The organism is Allostella sp. (assembly GCF_041913585.1).
Classification (GTDB): Bacteria; Pseudomonadota; Alphaproteobacteria; order ATCC43930; family Allostellaceae; genus Allostella.
Genome location: NZ_JAYSFE010000015.1, coordinates 1 through 15791 on the forward strand (window position 1 = coordinate 1; position 15791 = coordinate 15791).

A 15791-nucleotide genomic window follows, 5' to 3' on the forward strand; every position below is an offset into this window, starting at 1 on the left:
CCCCGCGGCGGCGGCAGGAGCCGGACGTTGATCCGGTTCTCGTCCGCCAGCATCGCATAGCGGGACGCCTCGACGACCTGGAGGTAGTAGAGCCTTGCGCCGAGAACGGCGAACAGCACCGCCTGGCCGCCCCCCAGCAGGAGGGCGCGGCGGGTGAAGACCCGGGCCTGGCTGCGGTCCTGGCGCATCCCGATCCCGCCCGTCCCTAGTGCCGGCTCATGAACGCGCGCTGGAGGCCGAGCAGCAGCCCGGCGAAGAGCGGATAGCAGGCGATGGTGACGAGGCCGCGGAAGGCCGCCTCGCGCGGATCGAGGAGAACGCCCGAGAGGGCGCTGACGACCGCCCAGAGGGCGAAGAAGGTGACCGCCGCAACCAGGGCGAACCCCAGCCAGACCATCGGGAAGGGCTTGCCGGCGAGAAAGCGCCGCTGCGACAGGACCGCCAGGTAGACCGCCAGCAGCGTCAGCGATCCGGTGCCGATGGGGCTGCCGGACAGCAGGTCCTGGACGAAGCCCACCACGAAGATGACCGCGGGCGGAAGCAGCAGCGGCCGATGCACCGTCCAGTGGTAGACCGCGATGAGGACGATCGCCGGTGCCACCGTGCGAAAGCCGGCGACGGGAATGCGGACCGTCGACAGCACCAGGAAGAGGACGGTCGTCAGCGTCGGCAGCAGGTCGCGCGACCAGCCGTCCAGGCGATGCAGCAGGCCCACTGTCATGAGCGCCCGCGCGGGCGCACCCGCTGCGGCCCGGGGATCGGCTCGGACAGCGTATGGGCGAGGCCGGTGTCGACGAGGCGGAGATACTCCAGCCGGTCGAAGTCGGCATAGAGCGACACCCGCACCAGCCCGTCCTCGCCGGACACGGTCTCGCCGACCGGGATGCCCGGGGGAAAGACGCCGCCATGGCCGGAGGTCACGACGCGCTCGCCGGGCCGTGCCGCCTCGCGGCGCGAGGGCAGGTAGAGCAGCCGGGGCCGCGGCCCGTTGTCCCCTGCCAGCACCGCCCGCTCGCGCGAGGTTTCGAGGAGCACCGGGATCCGCGAGTTGAGGTCGGTCAGGAGCAGCACCCGCGACGCCCGGTCGCCGACCTCGACGACGCGGCCGACGAGGCCATGGTCCATGATCGCGGCCTGACCCTTGGCGGCGCCGTTGCGGGCACCGGCATTGACGAGCACGCTGCGGACGAAGGCGCCGCCGGAATCGGCGATGATGCGGGCCGAGACGTAGCCGACGGTCGGCTCCGGCGTGACGTTCATCAGGCCGCGGAGCTGCTGGTTCTCGGCCTCCAGCCGGCGCGCCACCTCCTGCCACTGCAGCAGGCGGGCGTTGGCTTCGCGCAGGCGTTCGTTCTCCGCCCGGAGGGCCGAGATCTCGCGGACTTCCTCGCTGACCCGCCCGAAGCTGGCGGCGGGCCGCGACACCAGGTCGAAGAACGGGGCCAGCGTGTCGGCGAGCTGCACGCGCAGCCGCTCGACCACCACCGTGTCCGCCTTGCCGAGCACGATCAGCCCGAAGGCGGCGAGAATCAGCAGCAGGAGCGCGAAGCGCTGCATCCAGGCCCGGATCGGCATGGTGAGCCGCAACGGCGACTGCGCGCGCATTCCTGCCCCTTCCCCCTCCCTGACGGCGGCGTCCGACCGGCGGCGGGCCTCGCCGCTAGTAGGCGCTGATCAAGACATGACGCAGCGTCTTGATCTCCTCCAGTGCCCGGCCCGTGCCGAGGGCGACGCAGGACAGCGGATCGTCGGCGATCGAGACCGGGAGGCCGGTGGCCATGCGCAGCACATGGTCCATGTTGCCGAGGAGCGCGCCGCCGCCGGTCAGCACGATGCCCTTGTCGACGATGTCGGCCGCCAGTTCGGGCGCCGTGTGCTCGAGCGCGACCTTCACCGCCTCGATGATCTGGCCCACCGGCTCGGCCAGGCTCTCGGCGACCTGGCGCTCGCTGATGACGATCTCCTTCGGCACGCCGTTCATCAGGTCGCGGCCCTTGACCTCCATGACCCGGCCCTCGCCATCCTCCGGCAGGCAGGCCGAGCCGATCTCCTTCTTGATCCGCTCCGCCGAGCCTTCGCCGACCAGCAGGTTATGGTTGCGGCGGTTGTAGGCGATGATCGCCTCGTCCATCTTGTCGCCGCCGACCCGTACCGACCGCGAATAGACGATGCCGCCGAGCGACAGGACGGCGACCTCGGTCGTGCCCCCGCCGATGTCGACGACCATCGAGCCGGTCGGCTCGGTCACCGGCAGGCCGGCGCCGATCGCCGCCGCCATCGGCTCCTCGATGAGGTAGACCCGGCGGGCGCCGGCGCTTTCGGCCGATTCCTGGATCGCCCGGCGCTCGACGGCGGTCGATCCCGAAGGAACGCAGACGATGATCTGCGGGCTGGCGAAGCTCCGCCGGTTGTGCACCTTGCGGATGAAGTGCTTGATCATCTCCTCGGCGACGTCGAAGTCGGCGATGACGCCGTCCCGGAGCGGCCGGATCGCCTGGATGTTGCCGGGCGTGCGGCCGAGCATCATCTTCGCCTCGTCGCCGACGGCGAGGACCTGCCTCTTGCCCTTGATCGTGGTGATGGCGACGACGGACGGCTCGTTGAGGACGATGCCGCGGCCCTTGACATAGACGAGCGTGTTCGCCGTCCCGAGGTCGATCGCCATATCCGCCGACAGCATGCCCAGCAGACGAGAAAACATCGCTTCCTGCGCCCCTCATTCCATGCGCCACGCCGTCCGGCCTCGCCCCTTGCCCGGTTCGCGCCCGAGGCGCAAGGGGGCCGGCTTCCGTCGCGGCAGTCATCGGATCATTTCCCGGCGGCAGAGGGTTCGGCCGCCGGATCGCACTGCCCGGCACGCCGCGATCCATGCCCGGCCGCGCCGGGGAAGGGCCTGATCGAAACGCCCGCTACCACGCCGCCGGATACGGCCCGAAGGCCCCGGCCGGACCTGTCAGGTCCGGCCGCCCGGCGGCGGAGTCTTACGCTTGCCCGCATCGCCGGGGCAATGGTTTTCTCTGCGTCGGCGACGGACCCGCAGCCGCGCCGCGTCAGCCCGCCGGACGCCCCGCGGAGAGGAGCTCGAGCTTCGCCAGGATGCCGCGCCGCGTGCTCTCGAGATGGGCCGCGACGGCGAGGCGGGCCGCCGTCCCGTCGCCCTGCTCCAGCGCCGCGACGATCGCGAGATGCTCGCGGCAGCCGGGCACGAACCGGTCCGGCAGGCGCTCGAGGTTGAACATCCGGGTGCGGCGGCGAAGGCTGCGGACGGTCTCCGCGAGCACGATGTTGCCGGCCGCATCGACGATCGAGCCGTGCAGCCGGTCGTCCGCCGCCCGGACGTCGGCGCCGTCCGGCAGCGACCCGGCGAGCTGGGCCTCGAACAGCGCCCGCAGCGCCGCCAGTTCGGCCGCCGGGATCCGGCCGGCGGCGATTCCGGCCGCCTCGGTCTCCAGGATCGTGCGGACATGCAGGATCTCCATCAGCTCCTGCATCGGCACCTCGCGGACGACCAGCAGCCGGCCGACATCGCGGGTGACGAACCCTTCGGACTCCAGTTTCGCCAGCGCCTCGCGGACCGGCGTGCGCGAGATGCCGAGCATCTCGGCGAGGGCGCGCTCCTGCAGCAGCGTTCCGGGCGGAAACGTGCCCTCCAGCATCCGGTCGAGGAGCTGGTCATAGGCGCGATCGCCCAGGCTCTTGCCGATTCCGTCCTCGCCCGCCGCCGCGGCCGGCATGGCGTCGCGCGCTTCGGCGGGGTCGACGATGCGTCGAGCGGTCGTTACCGGGGCCACGGGCGCTCCATCCGGGTCAGGGCCGGCGCAGGACCGGTCGCGAAAGAGGGGAGACGATCATCGCACGGGATGTTCGCGCCCGGCCAGCGATGCCGAGGGCCCTGCGTCCAAGTCGCAATGGCTGCCGTCCGTCGGCGTGGTATACCATTGCCGTCCCGGTGGCCACCCTTGCCGGTCGGATCGGGAGCGGCCAAGCGGCGCATGGCTCCGCGCACGACCGATCCCATAGAGTGGACGACCATCGGCCGTCGACCGGCGGCAAGGCGCGGGAGGGCATGGCGATGACCAGGCATGTGCGGTGCGGAACCCTCTTCACCGGCGCGGCCGACGCGGCGGAGGCCGACCAGACCATCATCGTCGGCGATGACGGCCGGATCGTCCATGTCGGCCCGACCGCCGAGGCACCCGCCCCCGGCCGCGGCGACATGGTCCTCGACCATTCGGACCGCTTCGTCATGCCGGGCCTGCACGACGTCCACACCCACCTCGCCTACGGCAACGCCAAGACCGAGGAGGACATCGACCTCTACGCCCCGCTCGAGTTCCGGGCGCTCCGCGGCCTCTACTTCGCGCAGCGCTGCATCGCCGCCGGCTACACCTCGATCTGCGCCCCGGGCGACGCCGGGCAGATCAGCCTGTCGGTGCGCAACGCCATCCGCGCCGGCCTCTTCGACGGTCCGCGCGTCACCGCGGCCGGGCGCTACCTCACCACCCGCCAGGGACTGACCGACTGGTATCCGAGCTGGATCGGCGCGCCCGAGACCTCGATCGGCCGGCTCGTCGCCAGCAAGGACGAGGCGATCGAGGAAATCCGCGTCCAGGTGAAGAACGGCGTCGACTGCATCAAGCTGGCGATGGACGGGTTCCACCGCCGCGCCAACGGCGAACTCGTCGCCGCCTTCACCCAGGACGAGACCACCGTCATGGTCCAGGAGGCCCAGCGCCTGGGCAAGAAGGTGGTCGTCCATGCCCGCGGCCGCGAGGCGACGCTCTATTCGGCGCGGGCCGGCGTCGACCTCATCTTCCACGCCTACCATCTCGACGACGAGTGCCTGGACGCGCTGGTCAAGTCGGGCAGCGCGATCGGCCCCACCCTCACCTTTCCGCGCAACATCGTCGACTTCACCCAGCGGCACGAGCCGGCCCACATCAAGGGGCGCATCGCCGACACCCAGCGCGAGTTCGAGATCGCGTGCGAGAACCTGCGACGGGCCAAGGCGGCCGGCGTGCCGATGATGACCGGCACCGACTCGGGCTTCGCCGTCACGCCCTACGGCGAGTGGCACGCGCGCGAACTCGAGATCTTCGTCGCGCATCTGGGCTTCACCCCCGCCGAGGCGCTGCGCGCGGCGACCCAGGTGACGGCCCGCTTCATGGCCGACGGCGACCGCACCGGCGTGATCGCCCCCGGCATGGCCGCCGACTTCATCGTCGTCGACGGTTCGCCGCTGCAGAACGTCTCGATCCTGCTCGACAAGAAGCGGATCGAGGCGGTCTACATCGACGGCAAGGAGATGCGGATCCCGGCCCGTGGCTACGATCCGCGCAAGGTCACGGACTTCGCCTGGAGCAACTGGACCGATCTCTACACCCAGGAGCGGGTGGCCGAGCTCTACGGCCCGTCGCGGGGCCGGCTCGCCGCCGCCGAATAGGTCGGGCCGCGCAGGTTGACGGCAGCGGGACGTCTGCCGCAACTTCCGCCGTCCTGGCAGCGGAGGAATGCGATGATGGTTCGGATCCGGATGCTGTCCGTGCTCGCGGCGCTGGCGGCGGCGGCGACGCCGGCGACGGCCGAGATCAGCCTGCTGGCACCGCGCGACGAATTGCTGGTCGCCGCCTACAACCAGGATCTCGACGGCGTGCGGGCCCAGCTCCTGGGCGGCGCCAGCGCCAACCGCAGCGACACCGACGGGCGGACCGCCCTGATGTATGCCGCCGTCTCCGGCAATGCCGAGATCGTCCGCGTGCTGCTCGATCGCGGCGCCTGGGTGGACGTGCGCGACCGCTTCGGCAACACCGCGCTGATGCTGGCCGCCGACCGCGGCCGGATGGAGGCAGCCGAACTGCTGCTGGCAGGCGGCGCCAAGGTCGATTCCGAGAACAAGCAGGGCGTCACCCCGCTGATGCAGGCGGCGGCGTCGGGCTGGGTCGACATGGTCCGCCTGCTCCTGAAGAAGGGCGCGGACGCCCGCCGCCAGGACTATTCCGGGTTCGCCGCCGTCGACTGGGCCGAGCGCTCGAACCAGCGCCGCACCGCCGAGGTCCTGCGCCGCGCCGCCCGCTAGCGGCGTCACGACGCTCGGCGTCGGGCGGCCCCCTCGCCGAGCCGGGCGTGAAACCGCGCCAGTTCGGCCGCCGTCCGCGCGGGATCCTCCCAGTGCAGCCCATGGCCCGCCCCCGCGAAGACGACGAGGCTGGCACCCGTCAGGGCGGCGGCCAGCGCGGCCTGGCCCGCCCGCGGCAGCAGCGCGTCGCGGTCTCCCCACAGGATCAGGGTCGGTGCGGTCACGCGGTCGAGCGCGGTGTCGGTCGCGAACAGGCCGGCGAGCGCCGCCTTCCACACGAAGGCCGGGACCTTCAGGCTCTCGTCCACGACCATGTCGAGGAAGGCGCCCGGAACCGGCCGCGCCAGGGTGCTCGCCTGGAACTCGCGCGCGAAGCCGGGATCGACCGGGTCGACGAGCCCGTCGACGGCCGCCCGCAGTTCCACGGCCACCGGATTCCCGTCCAGCGTCGCGAAGCCGCCGAGCAACGCCAGCCCGGCGACGCGATCGGGATGGTCGGCCGCCAGCCGCAGGGAGACGGCCGCCCCCATGGAGTGGCCGACGACCATCGCCCGGTCGATGGCGAGCGCGTCCATCAGCCCCAGCACCTCGCCCGCCAGCGCCGGCAGGTCGTAGGGCCCGGCCGGCCGGGCGGCGTCGCCGTGACCTCGGAGGGTTGGCGCCAGGGCCGGCAGATGGCCGGGCAGGCGCGCCATGACGCCCTCGAACGAGCGCCAGGAGTCGGTCAGGCCATGGACCAGGATCGTCGGCAGTCCCGACCGTCCCCCGCTGCGGGCATAGGGGACGCGGGCGCCGCCCTCGATCCGGACCTCGTGCAATGTCGGCATGGACGCTTCCTCCGGGCTGATCCGGGAAGGTCGTCGCGGCGGGACAGCTTTCGGTTCTGCCGGCGGCCGCGGCCGGGCTACAAGGGAGGCGACCCGCAGCCCCGCAGCAGGAGCCGACCCCCGTGCGCATCCTGGAGATCCGCGAGAAGACCGCGTCCATCGCGTCCCCCATCGCCAACGCCTATATCGATTTCTCGAAGATGACCGCCTCGGTGGTGGCGGTGGTGACGGACGTCGTCCGCGACGGCCGGCCGGTCGTCGGCTTCGGCTTCAACTCCAACGGACGCTACGGCCAGGGCGCGCTGATGCGCGAGCGCTTCATCCCGCGCGTCCTGGAGGCGAAGCCGGAGAGCCTCGTCGACGAGGGCCACGACAATCTCGACCCGTTCGCGATCTGGCGGACGATGATGACCAACGAGAAGCCGGGCGGGCATGGCGACCGCTCGGTCGCGGTCGGGACCATCGACATGGCGGTGTGGGACGCGGTCGCGAAGATCGCGGGCGTCCCCCTGTGGCGGCTGCTGGCCGACCGCTATCGCGGCGGCGTCGCCGACGAGAGCGTCTGGGTCTACGCCGCCGGCGGCTACTACTATCCCGGCAAGGACGACCGGCAGCTCCAGGACGAGATGCGGAGCTATCGCGATCGCGGCTACCGTGTCGTCAAGATGAAGATCGGCGGTGCCTCGCTCGACGAGGACCGCCGCCGGATCGAGGCGGTGCTGGAGATCGTCGGCGACGGCGCCAACCTGGCGGTCGACGCCAACGGTCGCTTCGACCTCGAGACGGCGCTCGCCTACGGCCGGGCGCTCGCGCCCTATGGCCTCTTCTGGTACGAGGAGGCGGGCGACCCGCTCGACTATGCGCTGCAGGCGGAACTGGCCGCGGCCTATCCCGGCCCGCTCGCCACCGGGGAGAACCTGTTCTCGCACCAGGACGCGCGCAACCTCGTCCGCTATGGCGGGATGCGGCCGGATCGCGACTGGCTGCAGTTCGACTGCGCGCTGTCCTACGGGCTGGTCGAGTACCTGCGCACGCTGGACGCCATCGCCGCGCTCGGCTGGTCGTCGCGCCGCGTGGTGCCCCATGGCGGCCACCAGATGTCCCTCAATATCGCGGCCGGCCTCCATCTCGGCGGCAACGAGTCCTATCCCGACGTCTTCCAGCCGTTCGGCGGCTTCGCCGACGGAATCGCGGTCGAGGACGGGCGCGTGCGCCTGCCGGACGTCCCGGGCGTCGGCTTCGAGACCAAGGCCAACCTCTACGCCCTGATGCGGACGCTGGTGCCCGACCTCTGACGGCGGGTCACGACCGGCGATAGAGCGTGAGCTCGGTCCAGCGACCGCGGGAATAGTTGAAGCCCCGCACCGCGGGGCCGGCGACGGTGGCGAGTTCGGCGGCGGCGGCGGCGGCGAGGAAGCGGTCGCGATCGCGGTCGCCGATCAGCACCACCCGGTCGGGGCCGGCCGCGAGATGCCGCACCGCGCCCGCGACGTCGGTGAACTCGATGGCCGTGCCGGCGAGGAAGACGAGGCTGGGTTCGCTGTAGCCGACGGTCGCCGCGTGCGCCGCCGGCACCCCCTCGCGGGCGAGGAGCTGGGCGGCCGAACGGCCGAGCCACAGCCCGTCGAGCGGCGGCAGGACGCGGCCGAGCAGCAGCCCGAAGACCAGAACCGCGACCCCGAGCCCGCCCAGCACCGCGCCCGGCGGGTCGCGGCGGCAGCGTCCAACGACGAACGCCCCGCCCGCCAGCAGCACCAGCGCCGCGCCCACCGCCGCCGTGGCCAGGCCGTCGCCGAAGACGAAGCCGGCCGCGACGGCGAGCGTCGCCAGACCGAGCCCGACCAGCGCCCAGAGGCCGGTCCAGGCGCCCATCGCCCACCGCCAGCGCCCCGTTGCCGCCGCCCCCGTCCATGCCGCCCGGGCGGCCAGCAGCACCAGGGTCGGATAGAGCGGCAGGACATAGTGCGGCAGCTTGGTCGGCACGATCTCGAACATGAGCCAGCCGGGCACGATCCAGGCGAGGGCGAACCGCATCGCCGGCTGCCCGCGGCCCCGCCACGCCGCCCACAGGCCGAGCGGCACGAAGAGCGAGGCCGGCCACGCCGTCACCGCCAGCAGCCCGAGATAGTAGCCGGGCGGGGCGCCGTGCGATTCCTGGCCGCCGATCAGCTTCGGCAGCAGGTCCGAGCGGACCGCCTCGCCGAGGAAGGCGCCGTCGGTCGCCTGCGAGACCAGCACCAGCCACGGTCCGACGATGAGGAGGGCGAGCGGCAGGCCCCAGAGCGGCCGCGTCGCCCGCAGCCAGCCCGCGTCGCGATCGGCCAGCGACAGCGCGGCCGCGGCCAGCAGCGCCAGCGCCGGCACGACCGGTCCTTTGACGAGGGCGGCGACACCGATGCCGCACCACAGCAGGAGGGCGGTGCCGGCACCGCCGGCGGCGCCGGCGCGGGCGGCGAGATAGATGCGCGCCAGCGCCAGTTCGACGGCGAGCGCGGCGGCGAGAAGCGCCGCATCGGTCTTGGCGAGATGCGCCTCGGCGACGAGGACGAGCGTGCCGGCAGTGGCCGCCGCGCCGAGCAGCGCCGCCGGGGCGCCGAACAGGCCCCGCCCGAGCAGGAAGGTCAGCAGCACCGCGAGGGTGGCGCCGGCCGCCGAGACCAGGCGGTAGGGCCAGAGCGCGGTCGCGCCGGCATCGGAGACGAGGGAGACCGCGGTCGCCTGCAGCCAGTGGATGCCGACCGGCTTCTTGTTGCGCGCTTCGTCCTGGAACCGGATCTGGACGAAGTCGCCGGTGTCCAGCATCTGGCGGGTGGCCTGGACGAACCGGGCCTCGTCGCGGTCGAAGGGCGGCAGCGCCGCCATGCCCGGCAGGTAGAGGGCGAGGCAGAGGAGGACCAGGGCGACCCACGGGCGCCCGCCGGTCGACCAGCGTTCCAGCGCAGCGCGGGCGCCGCTCATGACCGCCCCCATCCATTGACCGGGGCCCGGCTGCGACCGATTGTCGGGCGATGCTGCTCGCCGAACCTGGAAGCGTCGCCCCGCTGGTGCATCTGTTCCTGGCGCTGCTGCTCGACGCCGCCGTCGGCGATCCGCCGCTGCTGTGGCGGCTGGTGCCCCATCCGGTCGTCCTCGTGGGACGGCTCATAGCCTTCTTCGACCGCCGCCTCAACCGGCCCGAGCGCAGCGAGCGCGCCCGGCGGCTCCGCGGCGGCGTCACGGTCCTGGTCGTCGTCGCGGCCGCCGCCGCCGCCGGGGCGGCGGTCGCCTGGGTCGCGGCCCGCCTGCGGGCCGGTCCGGCGATCGAGGTGCTGGCGATCGCGATCCTCGTCGCCCAGCGCAGCCTCCACGACCATGTGCTGGCCGTCGGCACGGCCCTCGATCAAGGCGGCGTCGAGGCCGGACGGGGCGCCGTCGCACACATCGTCGGCCGCAGCCCGGAATCGCTCGACGGCCACGGCGTCGCCCGGGCGTCGATCGAAAGCCTCGCCGAGAACTTCTCGGACGGCGTCGTCGCACCGGTCTTCTGGACGTTGCTCCTCGGCCTGCCGGGCCTGTTCGCCTACAAGGCCGTGAACACGATGGACAGCATGATCGGGCACCGGACGCCGCAGTACCGCGCCTTCGGCTGGGCCGCAGCGCGGCTCGACGACCTGCTCAACCTCGTCCCGGCGCGGCTCGCGGGGCTGCTGCTCGCCGCGGCGGCGCTGGCCACCCCCGGCACCACCGCCCGGGCGGCGCTGGCGACCATGGCGCGGGACGCCGGCAAGCATCGCTCGCCCAATGCCGGCTGGCCGGAGGCGGCGATGGCGGGCGCCCTCGGCCTCGCGCTCGCCGGCCCCCGGCGCTATCCGGGCATCACCGTCGACGCGCCGTGGATCGGCGCCGGACGGGCGCGCGCGGACGCCGCCGACATCGGCCGCGCCCTCGTCCTCTACACCCGTGCCTGCGCGCTGCTGATCGGCGGCATCGCCGCCGCCGCCCTCACGCTGTGGCTGCGGTGACGGGCGCGGCCCGGGCGAGCAGGGCGTCGAGGTCGAGGGCCCGCTCGAGCGCGTCGGCGATCTCGTCCAGCGCCGCCTCGACCGTCGCCTCGTAGCGTGCCGCGGCGCGCGCCGGCGCGCCCAGTTGCGCGAGGAAGGCGCGGCGGAAGCCGTCGGCGGCGAAGAGCCCGTGCATGTAGGTGCCGAAGACCCGCCCGTCGGCAGAGACCGCGCCCTCGCGCCGGCCGCCGACCACGAGGAACGGGCGGGCGCGGCCGGGGCCCTCCGTCACGCCCATGTGCATCTCGTAGCCGCGAACGGGCTCGCCGGTCGGCGGGTGCACGCCCGCGACCGGGGCCAGCCGCTTGCTGCCGGCCATCGTCGTCGCGACGTCGAGGAGGCCGAGCCCGGGGCTCGAGCCGGCCGGTCCCTCGATCCCGTCGGGATCGGCGACGGCGTGGCCCAGCATTTGGTAGCCGCCGCAGAGCCCGAGCACGGCGCCGCCCTGCCGGACATGGGCCAGGACATCGACGTCCCAGCCCTGCCGGCGCAGGAAATCGAGATCGGCCCGGGTCGCCTTGGTGCCGGGCACGACGACGAGGTCGGCGGCCGGGATCGCCCGGCCGGGCGGCACGAAGACCACCGACACGTCCGGCTCCGCCCGCAGCGGGTCGAGGTCGTCGAAGTTGGCGATCCGCGGCAGCATCGGCACGGCGACGCGGAAGCCGGTCGCCCCTTCCCCGGCATGACGCTCGGCCGCCACCGCGTCTTCGGCCGGCAGCGCGCGCGCCGCCGCCAGCCACGGCACGGTGCCGAGGCAGGCGAGTCCGGAATGGCGCGCGACGATCGGGAAGGCGGGCGCGAGCAGGGTGGGATCGCCGCGGAACTTGTTGACGAGGTAGCCCTGGACCAGCCGGCGCTCCTCGGCCGGGAGCAGCGCCATGGTGCCGACGACCGAGGCCAGCATGCCGCCGCGGTCGATGTCGGCGACGAGCGCGACCGGCACGCCCTCGGCCAAGGCGAACCCCATGTTGGCGATGTCGCCCGCGCGCAGGTTGACCTCGGCCGGGCTGCCGGCGCCCTCGACCAGCACCAGGTCGGCGTCCGCCGCGAGGGTCCGGAAGGCGCGGCGGACGACCGGCAGCAGGTCGGGCTTCAGCCGGTGGTAGCCGGCGGCGTCCCAGCCGCCGGCGACGTCGCCGAGGACGATCACCTGGGCGCGCCGATCGGCCTCGGGCTTGAGGAGGACCGGGTTCATGTCGCGCCGGGGCGCCACCCGGCAGGCACGCGCCTGGAGCGCCTGGGCGCGGCCGATCTCGCCGCCGTCGGCCGTGACGGCGGCGTTGTTGGCCATGTTCTGCGGCTTGAACGGCAGCACGCGGAGGCCGCGCCGGACGAAGGCGCGGCCGAGACCGGCGACGAGGACCGACTTGCCGACGTCCGAGCCCGTGCCCTGGAGCATCAGGGCACGGGCCGGACCGACGGGTGGTCTCAGTTGACCAGGACCGACCGCCGCAGGCTCTCCGCACCCGGCGCCGACACCTTGCGGTCGATGACGATGTCGCGCACCGAGACCGGGCGACCGTAGTAGCGCTCGTTCCACGAGGCCCGCGGCTTGATGAGCGAGCCCTCGAAGCTGACGCCGCCGAACAGGCCCTGGGTCCGCGAGAAGGACAGGATGTCGGCGCGGAGGTTGGCGGTGGTGCCCGCCTCGACGCCGGCGCCGATCGGGCCGACCGCGACCGAGGCATCCGCCCCGACCTTGAACTCGTCCTTCATCACCGACTGCAGGCCGCGGTCGGTCATGATGAGGAACAGGACCTCGGCCGTCTGCACGCCGATCTGGAGCCCGATCGAGCCGGCGGCCATGGTGACGAAGCTGGGGCTGCTCCAGCTTCCGTCGCGGCCGCGGACCATCAGCACGCCCGACCCGCCCTCGCCGCCGAGGATGAAGCCGCCCTTGACCAGCGAGGGGATGACGATGACGCCCTTGGCCTTGCGCATCTGCGCCTGGGCCTCGCGGTAGTCCGGATGGCCCAGCATGGACGTCGCGGTGATCCGCGCGCGGTCGACCACCTCCTGCTCCTCGGACTGGGCGAACGCGGAGCCGGTCCACAGCACCAGCACCGCAAGAATCGACGAAAGCCACTTCACCATGCCCGCAACCTCCTGGCGGATTGTCCGCTCCACAACGGCACCGGCGGCGGCCGGTTCCCGCATCCTCGGTCCCGATCATGGCGGCTTCGCGACGATCGGGGCGCGGCCGGGATCAGGTCTCCAGCATGCGGCGCAGCAGCTCGATGTCCTCGGACAGGTTGGGGTCGCTGGCCCGCAGTTCCTCGATCTTGCGGACCGCGTGCATCACCGTCGTATGGTCACGGCCGCCGAACTTGCGCCCGATCTCGGGCAGCGAGCGCGGCGTCAGCTGCTTGCAGAGATACATCGCCACCTGGCGCGGGCGGGCGACCGCGCGGGCGCGGCGGGCCGAATGCATGTCGGCCATGCGGATGCTGAAATGCTCGGCCACGCGCTTCTGGATCTCCTCGATGGTGATCCGGCGGTCGTTGGCGCGCAGCAAGTCGTGCAGCACCTCCTGCGCGGTCTCGATGGTGATCGGACGGCCGACCAGCGAGGCGTGGGCGGAGATGCGGTTGAGGGCGCCCTCGAGCTCGCGGACGTTCGAGGTGATCTTGTGGGCGAGGAATTCGACCACCTTGCCGGGGACGGCGACCCCGAGCTGCTCGGCCTTCGTCTGCAGGATCCCGAGCCGCAGTTCGTAGGTGGTCGGGTGGATGTCGGCGACGAGGCCCCAGCCGAGCCGGGAGCGCATCCGCTCCTCCAGCCCCTCCAGGTCCGACGGCGACTTGTCGGCCGAGATGACGATCTGGCGGTTCTGATCGACCAGCGCGTTGAACGTGTAGAAGAACTCCTCCTGCGTCGAATCCTTCCCGCAGAGGAACTGCACGTCGTCGATCATCAGCAGGTCGACCGACCGGAACTGCTCCTTGAACGCCATGGTGTCCTTGAAGCGGACCGCCTTGACGAACTGGAACATGAACTTCTCGGCCGAGAGGTAGATCACCCGCTTGCTGGGCTCCCGCCGGCGCACATGCCAGGCGATGGCGTGCATCAGGTGGGTCTTGCCGAGACCGACGCCGCCATAGAGGAAGAGCGGGTTGAAGGGGACGGTGGTCGCCTCCGCGACCCGCCGGGCGGCGGCATGCGCCAGTTCGTTCGGCTTGCCGACGACGAAGTTCTCGAAGGTGAAGCGCGGGTCGAGCCGGCCGGCGAAATCGCCCCGGTCGACGACCATTTCGTCGCCGGTTTCCGCCGGCTCGACGGGCGCCGCGGTCGCCTCCGGCCCCGGCTCGGCGGCGCCGGCGCGGGCAAGCGCGCTCTCGATCGCGATGTCGATCGTGCGCACGTTCCCGTTCTCGCCCGTCCACAGGACGCGCAGGCGGTCGAGATAGTTGGTCTCGACCCATTCGCGCATGAACTTGGTCGGTACCGCCAGGCGGACGACGCCGCCGCGCACGTCCTTCAGCGTCACCGGCTTCAGCCAGGTCCGGAAGGCCGCCTCGCCGAACTCCTCGCGCAGCCGCCCACGAATGCGGGCCCACTGCGCCTGGACGGCGCTGTCGTCGCGATCGAGCATCGGGCCTATTCCTGGACCCAGGGCAGGCCGGACGCCTTCCATCCCGCGATGCGGCCGCGATGACGCTCGGCGTCGGGCGGCCCCTCGAATCCGTCGCTGACGTTGAACGCACGCCGGTAGCCGGCCTTGGTCGCGGCAATCGCGGCGGCACGCGAGCGGGCGCCGGACCGGCACAGGAAGAGGATCGTCTGGTCGCGTTCGATGCCGGACTTCTCCATCGACTGGACGAAGTCCGGGGCGACCTCCATGGTCGGGAACCATTGCCAGGACAGGAAGGCCGCGCGCTTGCCGATCGTCGAGAGATCGGGAACGCCGACGAACATCCATTCGGGCCGGGTACGGACGTCGATCAGGACCGCGCGCGCATCCTCCGCCAGCAGGCGCCAGGCGTCCTGGGACGACAGGTCACCGGCATAGGCGGCACTCCCCCCGCCCTCGTTCGGCACTGCTCTGAGCGGCATAACGGACATCGCGCCCCCCCGATCTCGCCGGCCCGCGTTCTGCGACCGTAGCCGGCCGATCCCTGATCGTTCGATTCGGAAAAACCGAAGAAGAAACAAAGCGCTGGCTGATCGCCCGGCAGACGGTCGGGACTGCCCGCTCCCCGTCGGGGTGTCTCTCTGGTCCGCCGCCGGGGAGTGTAGACCCGGCGATCACGGACTCGCAACGGACTCCCGGCGGAGATTCGACGCACGCCCAGGGAGCGTCCGGGACGCGGACGCGCGCCATCGCCACGCGGCCTTGCGACCGCGCGACGACACCCCGGAAACGCCGGATCTCAGACGGAGATCGACTTGATCCGCGCCGACAGCCGCGACAGCTTGCGGGAGACCGTGTTCTTGTGGAGGACGCCCTTGGTGACGCCGCTCTGCAGCTCGGGCTGGGCGGCCTGGAACGCCGCCTGGGCGGCCGCCTTGTCGCCCGACGCGATGGCGAGTTCCACCTTCTTCACGAAGGTGCGGATGCGGCCGATGCGGGCACCGTTCACCGCGGTGCGGCGCTCGGTCTGGCGGGCGCGCTTTTCCGCCGACTTATGCTGGGCCATGACGGTCCCTGCCTCTCGAATGTGTGTCCGGAAATGAGGCGCGGCTTATAGAGCCGCGGCCCCCGGGCGTCAATACGGGGCCCCGCAGATTCATCCACAGGGGGCGCCGGCCGAAAAGGGATCAGCGGTTGCGGAACGCGGCCGGTCGCTTCTCGACGAAGGCCGCCATGCCTTCCTTCTGGTCCTGGGTGGCGAAGGTCGAGTGGAA

The 15791-nt window shown here is 72.4% G+C and carries 15 protein-coding genes and 2 pseudogenes; 4 read left to right on the forward strand and 13 right to left on the reverse strand.

Annotated features, from left to right (window positions below; translation table 11 throughout):
- The 5 genes and pseudogenes from ACE3Q3_RS04660 to ACE3Q3_RS04680 form a co-directional block, all read right to left on the reverse strand.
- Positions 1 to 188: pseudogene (locus ACE3Q3_RS04660) on the reverse strand (penicillin-binding protein 2); the annotation flags it as partial.
- A gap of 17 nt (positions 189 to 205) precedes the next feature.
- Positions 206 to 721 (reverse strand): rod shape-determining protein MreD, encoded by a 516-nt coding sequence (gene mreD / locus ACE3Q3_RS04665; RefSeq protein WP_374442596.1) that lies wholly within the window; start codon positions 719 to 721, stop codon positions 206 to 208.
- Complete coding sequence (gene mreC, locus ACE3Q3_RS04670) at positions 718 to 1605, reverse strand: rod shape-determining protein MreC (RefSeq protein ID WP_374442599.1); 888 nt, start codon at positions 1603 to 1605, stop codon at positions 718 to 720. Before mreC ends, mreD begins: the two co-directional genes overlap by 4 nt.
- A gap of 55 nt (positions 1606 to 1660) precedes the next feature.
- Positions 1661 to 2701, reverse strand: coding sequence for a rod shape-determining protein (locus ACE3Q3_RS04675; RefSeq protein WP_374442604.1), 1041 nt, complete (start codon positions 2699 to 2701; stop codon positions 1661 to 1663).
- A gap of 349 nt (positions 2702 to 3050) precedes the next feature.
- Positions 3051 to 3791 (reverse strand): GntR family transcriptional regulator, encoded by a 741-nt coding sequence (locus tag ACE3Q3_RS04680; protein ID WP_374442607.1) that lies wholly within the window; start codon positions 3789 to 3791, stop codon positions 3051 to 3053.
- Between the two features lie 281 nt (positions 3792 to 4072).
- Between ACE3Q3_RS04680 and ACE3Q3_RS04685 the strand changes: the two genes are divergently transcribed.
- Together ACE3Q3_RS04685 and ACE3Q3_RS04690 are read left to right on the forward strand one after the other, a co-directional pair.
- Entirely contained in the window at positions 4073 to 5443 is a 1371-nt protein-coding gene (locus tag ACE3Q3_RS04685) for an amidohydrolase family protein (RefSeq protein ID WP_374442609.1), read from the forward strand.
- Positions 5444 to 5515: 72 nt separating this feature from the next.
- Positions 5516 to 6076 (forward strand): ankyrin repeat domain-containing protein, encoded by a 561-nt coding sequence (locus ACE3Q3_RS04690; RefSeq protein WP_374442612.1) that lies wholly within the window; start codon positions 5516 to 5518, stop codon positions 6074 to 6076.
- A gap of 5 nt (positions 6077 to 6081) precedes the next feature.
- Here ACE3Q3_RS04690 and ACE3Q3_RS04695 read toward each other — a convergent pair whose 3' ends face one another.
- Positions 6082 to 6903, reverse strand: coding sequence for an alpha/beta fold hydrolase (locus ACE3Q3_RS04695; protein ID WP_374442615.1), 822 nt, complete (start codon positions 6901 to 6903; stop codon positions 6082 to 6084).
- Positions 6904 to 7025: 122 nt separating this feature from the next.
- On the opposite strand from ACE3Q3_RS04695, the gene ACE3Q3_RS04700 reads away from it, so the two are divergent.
- Positions 7026 to 8198, forward strand: a complete 1173-nt coding sequence (locus ACE3Q3_RS04700; protein ID WP_374442618.1) for a mandelate racemase/muconate lactonizing enzyme family protein — start codon at positions 7026 to 7028, stop codon at positions 8196 to 8198.
- A 7-nt stretch (positions 8199 to 8205) separates the two neighbouring features.
- Here the strand turns inward: ACE3Q3_RS04700 and ACE3Q3_RS04705 are convergent, their stop codons facing one another.
- Positions 8206 to 9861 (reverse strand): glycosyltransferase family 39 protein, encoded by a 1656-nt coding sequence (locus ACE3Q3_RS04705; RefSeq protein ID WP_374442621.1) that lies wholly within the window; start codon positions 9859 to 9861, stop codon positions 8206 to 8208.
- Between the two features lie 50 nt (positions 9862 to 9911).
- On the opposite strand from ACE3Q3_RS04705, the gene cbiB reads away from it, so the two are divergent.
- Complete coding sequence (cbiB, locus tag ACE3Q3_RS04710) at positions 9912 to 10904, forward strand: adenosylcobinamide-phosphate synthase CbiB (RefSeq protein ID WP_374442624.1); 993 nt, start codon at positions 9912 to 9914, stop codon at positions 10902 to 10904.
- On the opposite strand, the gene ACE3Q3_RS04715 is transcribed toward cbiB, so the two are convergent.
- From ACE3Q3_RS04715 to ACE3Q3_RS04740, 6 genes and pseudogenes are all read right to left on the reverse strand, one after another.
- Positions 10885 to 12345, reverse strand: a complete 1461-nt coding sequence (locus ACE3Q3_RS04715) for a cobyric acid synthase (RefSeq protein WP_374442627.1) — start codon at positions 12343 to 12345, stop codon at positions 10885 to 10887. The two genes, cbiB and ACE3Q3_RS04715, sit on opposite strands and share 20 nt — an antisense overlap.
- Before the next feature lie 29 nt (positions 12346 to 12374).
- A complete protein-coding gene (locus ACE3Q3_RS04720; protein WP_374442630.1) occupies positions 12375 to 13040 on the reverse strand; it encodes a lipid-binding SYLF domain-containing protein in 666 nt (221 codons plus the stop codon).
- A gap of 112 nt (positions 13041 to 13152) precedes the next feature.
- Positions 13153 to 14538, reverse strand: coding sequence for a chromosomal replication initiator protein DnaA (gene dnaA / locus ACE3Q3_RS04725; RefSeq protein ID WP_374442633.1), 1386 nt, complete (start codon positions 14536 to 14538; stop codon positions 13153 to 13155).
- Between the two features lie 5 nt (positions 14539 to 14543).
- Positions 14544 to 14999: a rhodanese-like domain-containing protein gene (locus tag ACE3Q3_RS04730; protein WP_374442636.1), complete on the reverse strand. Its 456-nt coding sequence runs from the start codon at positions 14997 to 14999 to the stop codon at positions 14544 to 14546.
- A gap of 317 nt (positions 15000 to 15316) precedes the next feature.
- Positions 15317 to 15583, reverse strand: coding sequence for a 30S ribosomal protein S20 (gene rpsT, locus ACE3Q3_RS04735; RefSeq protein WP_374442639.1), 267 nt, complete (start codon positions 15581 to 15583; stop codon positions 15317 to 15319).
- A 121-nt stretch (positions 15584 to 15704) separates the two neighbouring features.
- A pseudogene (locus ACE3Q3_RS04740) lies at positions 15705 to 15791 on the reverse strand (enoyl-CoA hydratase); the annotation flags it as partial.

Bases quoted from the DNA above. Each gene is read 5' to 3' on its own strand.
- dnaA (WP_374442633.1), bottom strand. From the start codon at position 14,538: ATGCTCGATCGCGACGACAGCGCCGTCCAGGCGCAGTGGGCCCGCATT.
- ACE3Q3_RS04715 (WP_374442627.1), bottom strand. From the start codon at position 12,345: ATGCTCCAGGGCACGGGCTCGGACGTCGGCAAGTCGGTCCTCGTCGCC.
- mreC (WP_374442599.1), bottom strand. From the start codon at position 1,605: ATGCGCGCGCAGTCGCCGTTGCGGCTCACCATGCCGATCCGGGCCTGG.
- ACE3Q3_RS04720 (WP_374442630.1), bottom strand. From the start codon at position 13,040: ATGGTGAAGTGGCTTTCGTCGATTCTTGCGGTGCTGGTGCTGTGGACC.
- mreD (WP_374442596.1), bottom strand. From the start codon at position 721: ATGACAGTGGGCCTGCTGCATCGCCTGGACGGCTGGTCGCGCGACCTG.
- cbiB (WP_374442624.1), top strand. From the start codon at position 9,912: ATGCTGCTCGCCGAACCTGGAAGCGTCGCCCCGCTGGTGCATCTGTTC.
- ACE3Q3_RS04730 (WP_374442636.1), bottom strand. From the start codon at position 14,999: ATGCCGCTCAGAGCAGTGCCGAACGAGGGCGGGGGGAGTGCCGCCTAT.
- rpsT (WP_374442639.1), bottom strand. From the start codon at position 15,583: ATGGCCCAGCATAAGTCGGCGGAAAAGCGCGCCCGCCAGACCGAGCGC.
- ACE3Q3_RS04675 (WP_374442604.1), bottom strand. From the start codon at position 2,701: ATGTTTTCTCGTCTGCTGGGCATGCTGTCGGCGGATATGGCGATCGAC.
- ACE3Q3_RS04690 (WP_374442612.1), top strand. From the start codon at position 5,516: ATGATGGTTCGGATCCGGATGCTGTCCGTGCTCGCGGCGCTGGCGGCG.
- ACE3Q3_RS04695 (WP_374442615.1), bottom strand. From the start codon at position 6,903: ATGCCGACATTGCACGAGGTCCGGATCGAGGGCGGCGCCCGCGTCCCC.
- ACE3Q3_RS04685 (WP_374442609.1), top strand. From the start codon at position 4,073: ATGACCAGGCATGTGCGGTGCGGAACCCTCTTCACCGGCGCGGCCGAC.
- ACE3Q3_RS04705 (WP_374442621.1), bottom strand. From the start codon at position 9,861: ATGAGCGGCGCCCGCGCTGCGCTGGAACGCTGGTCGACCGGCGGGCGC.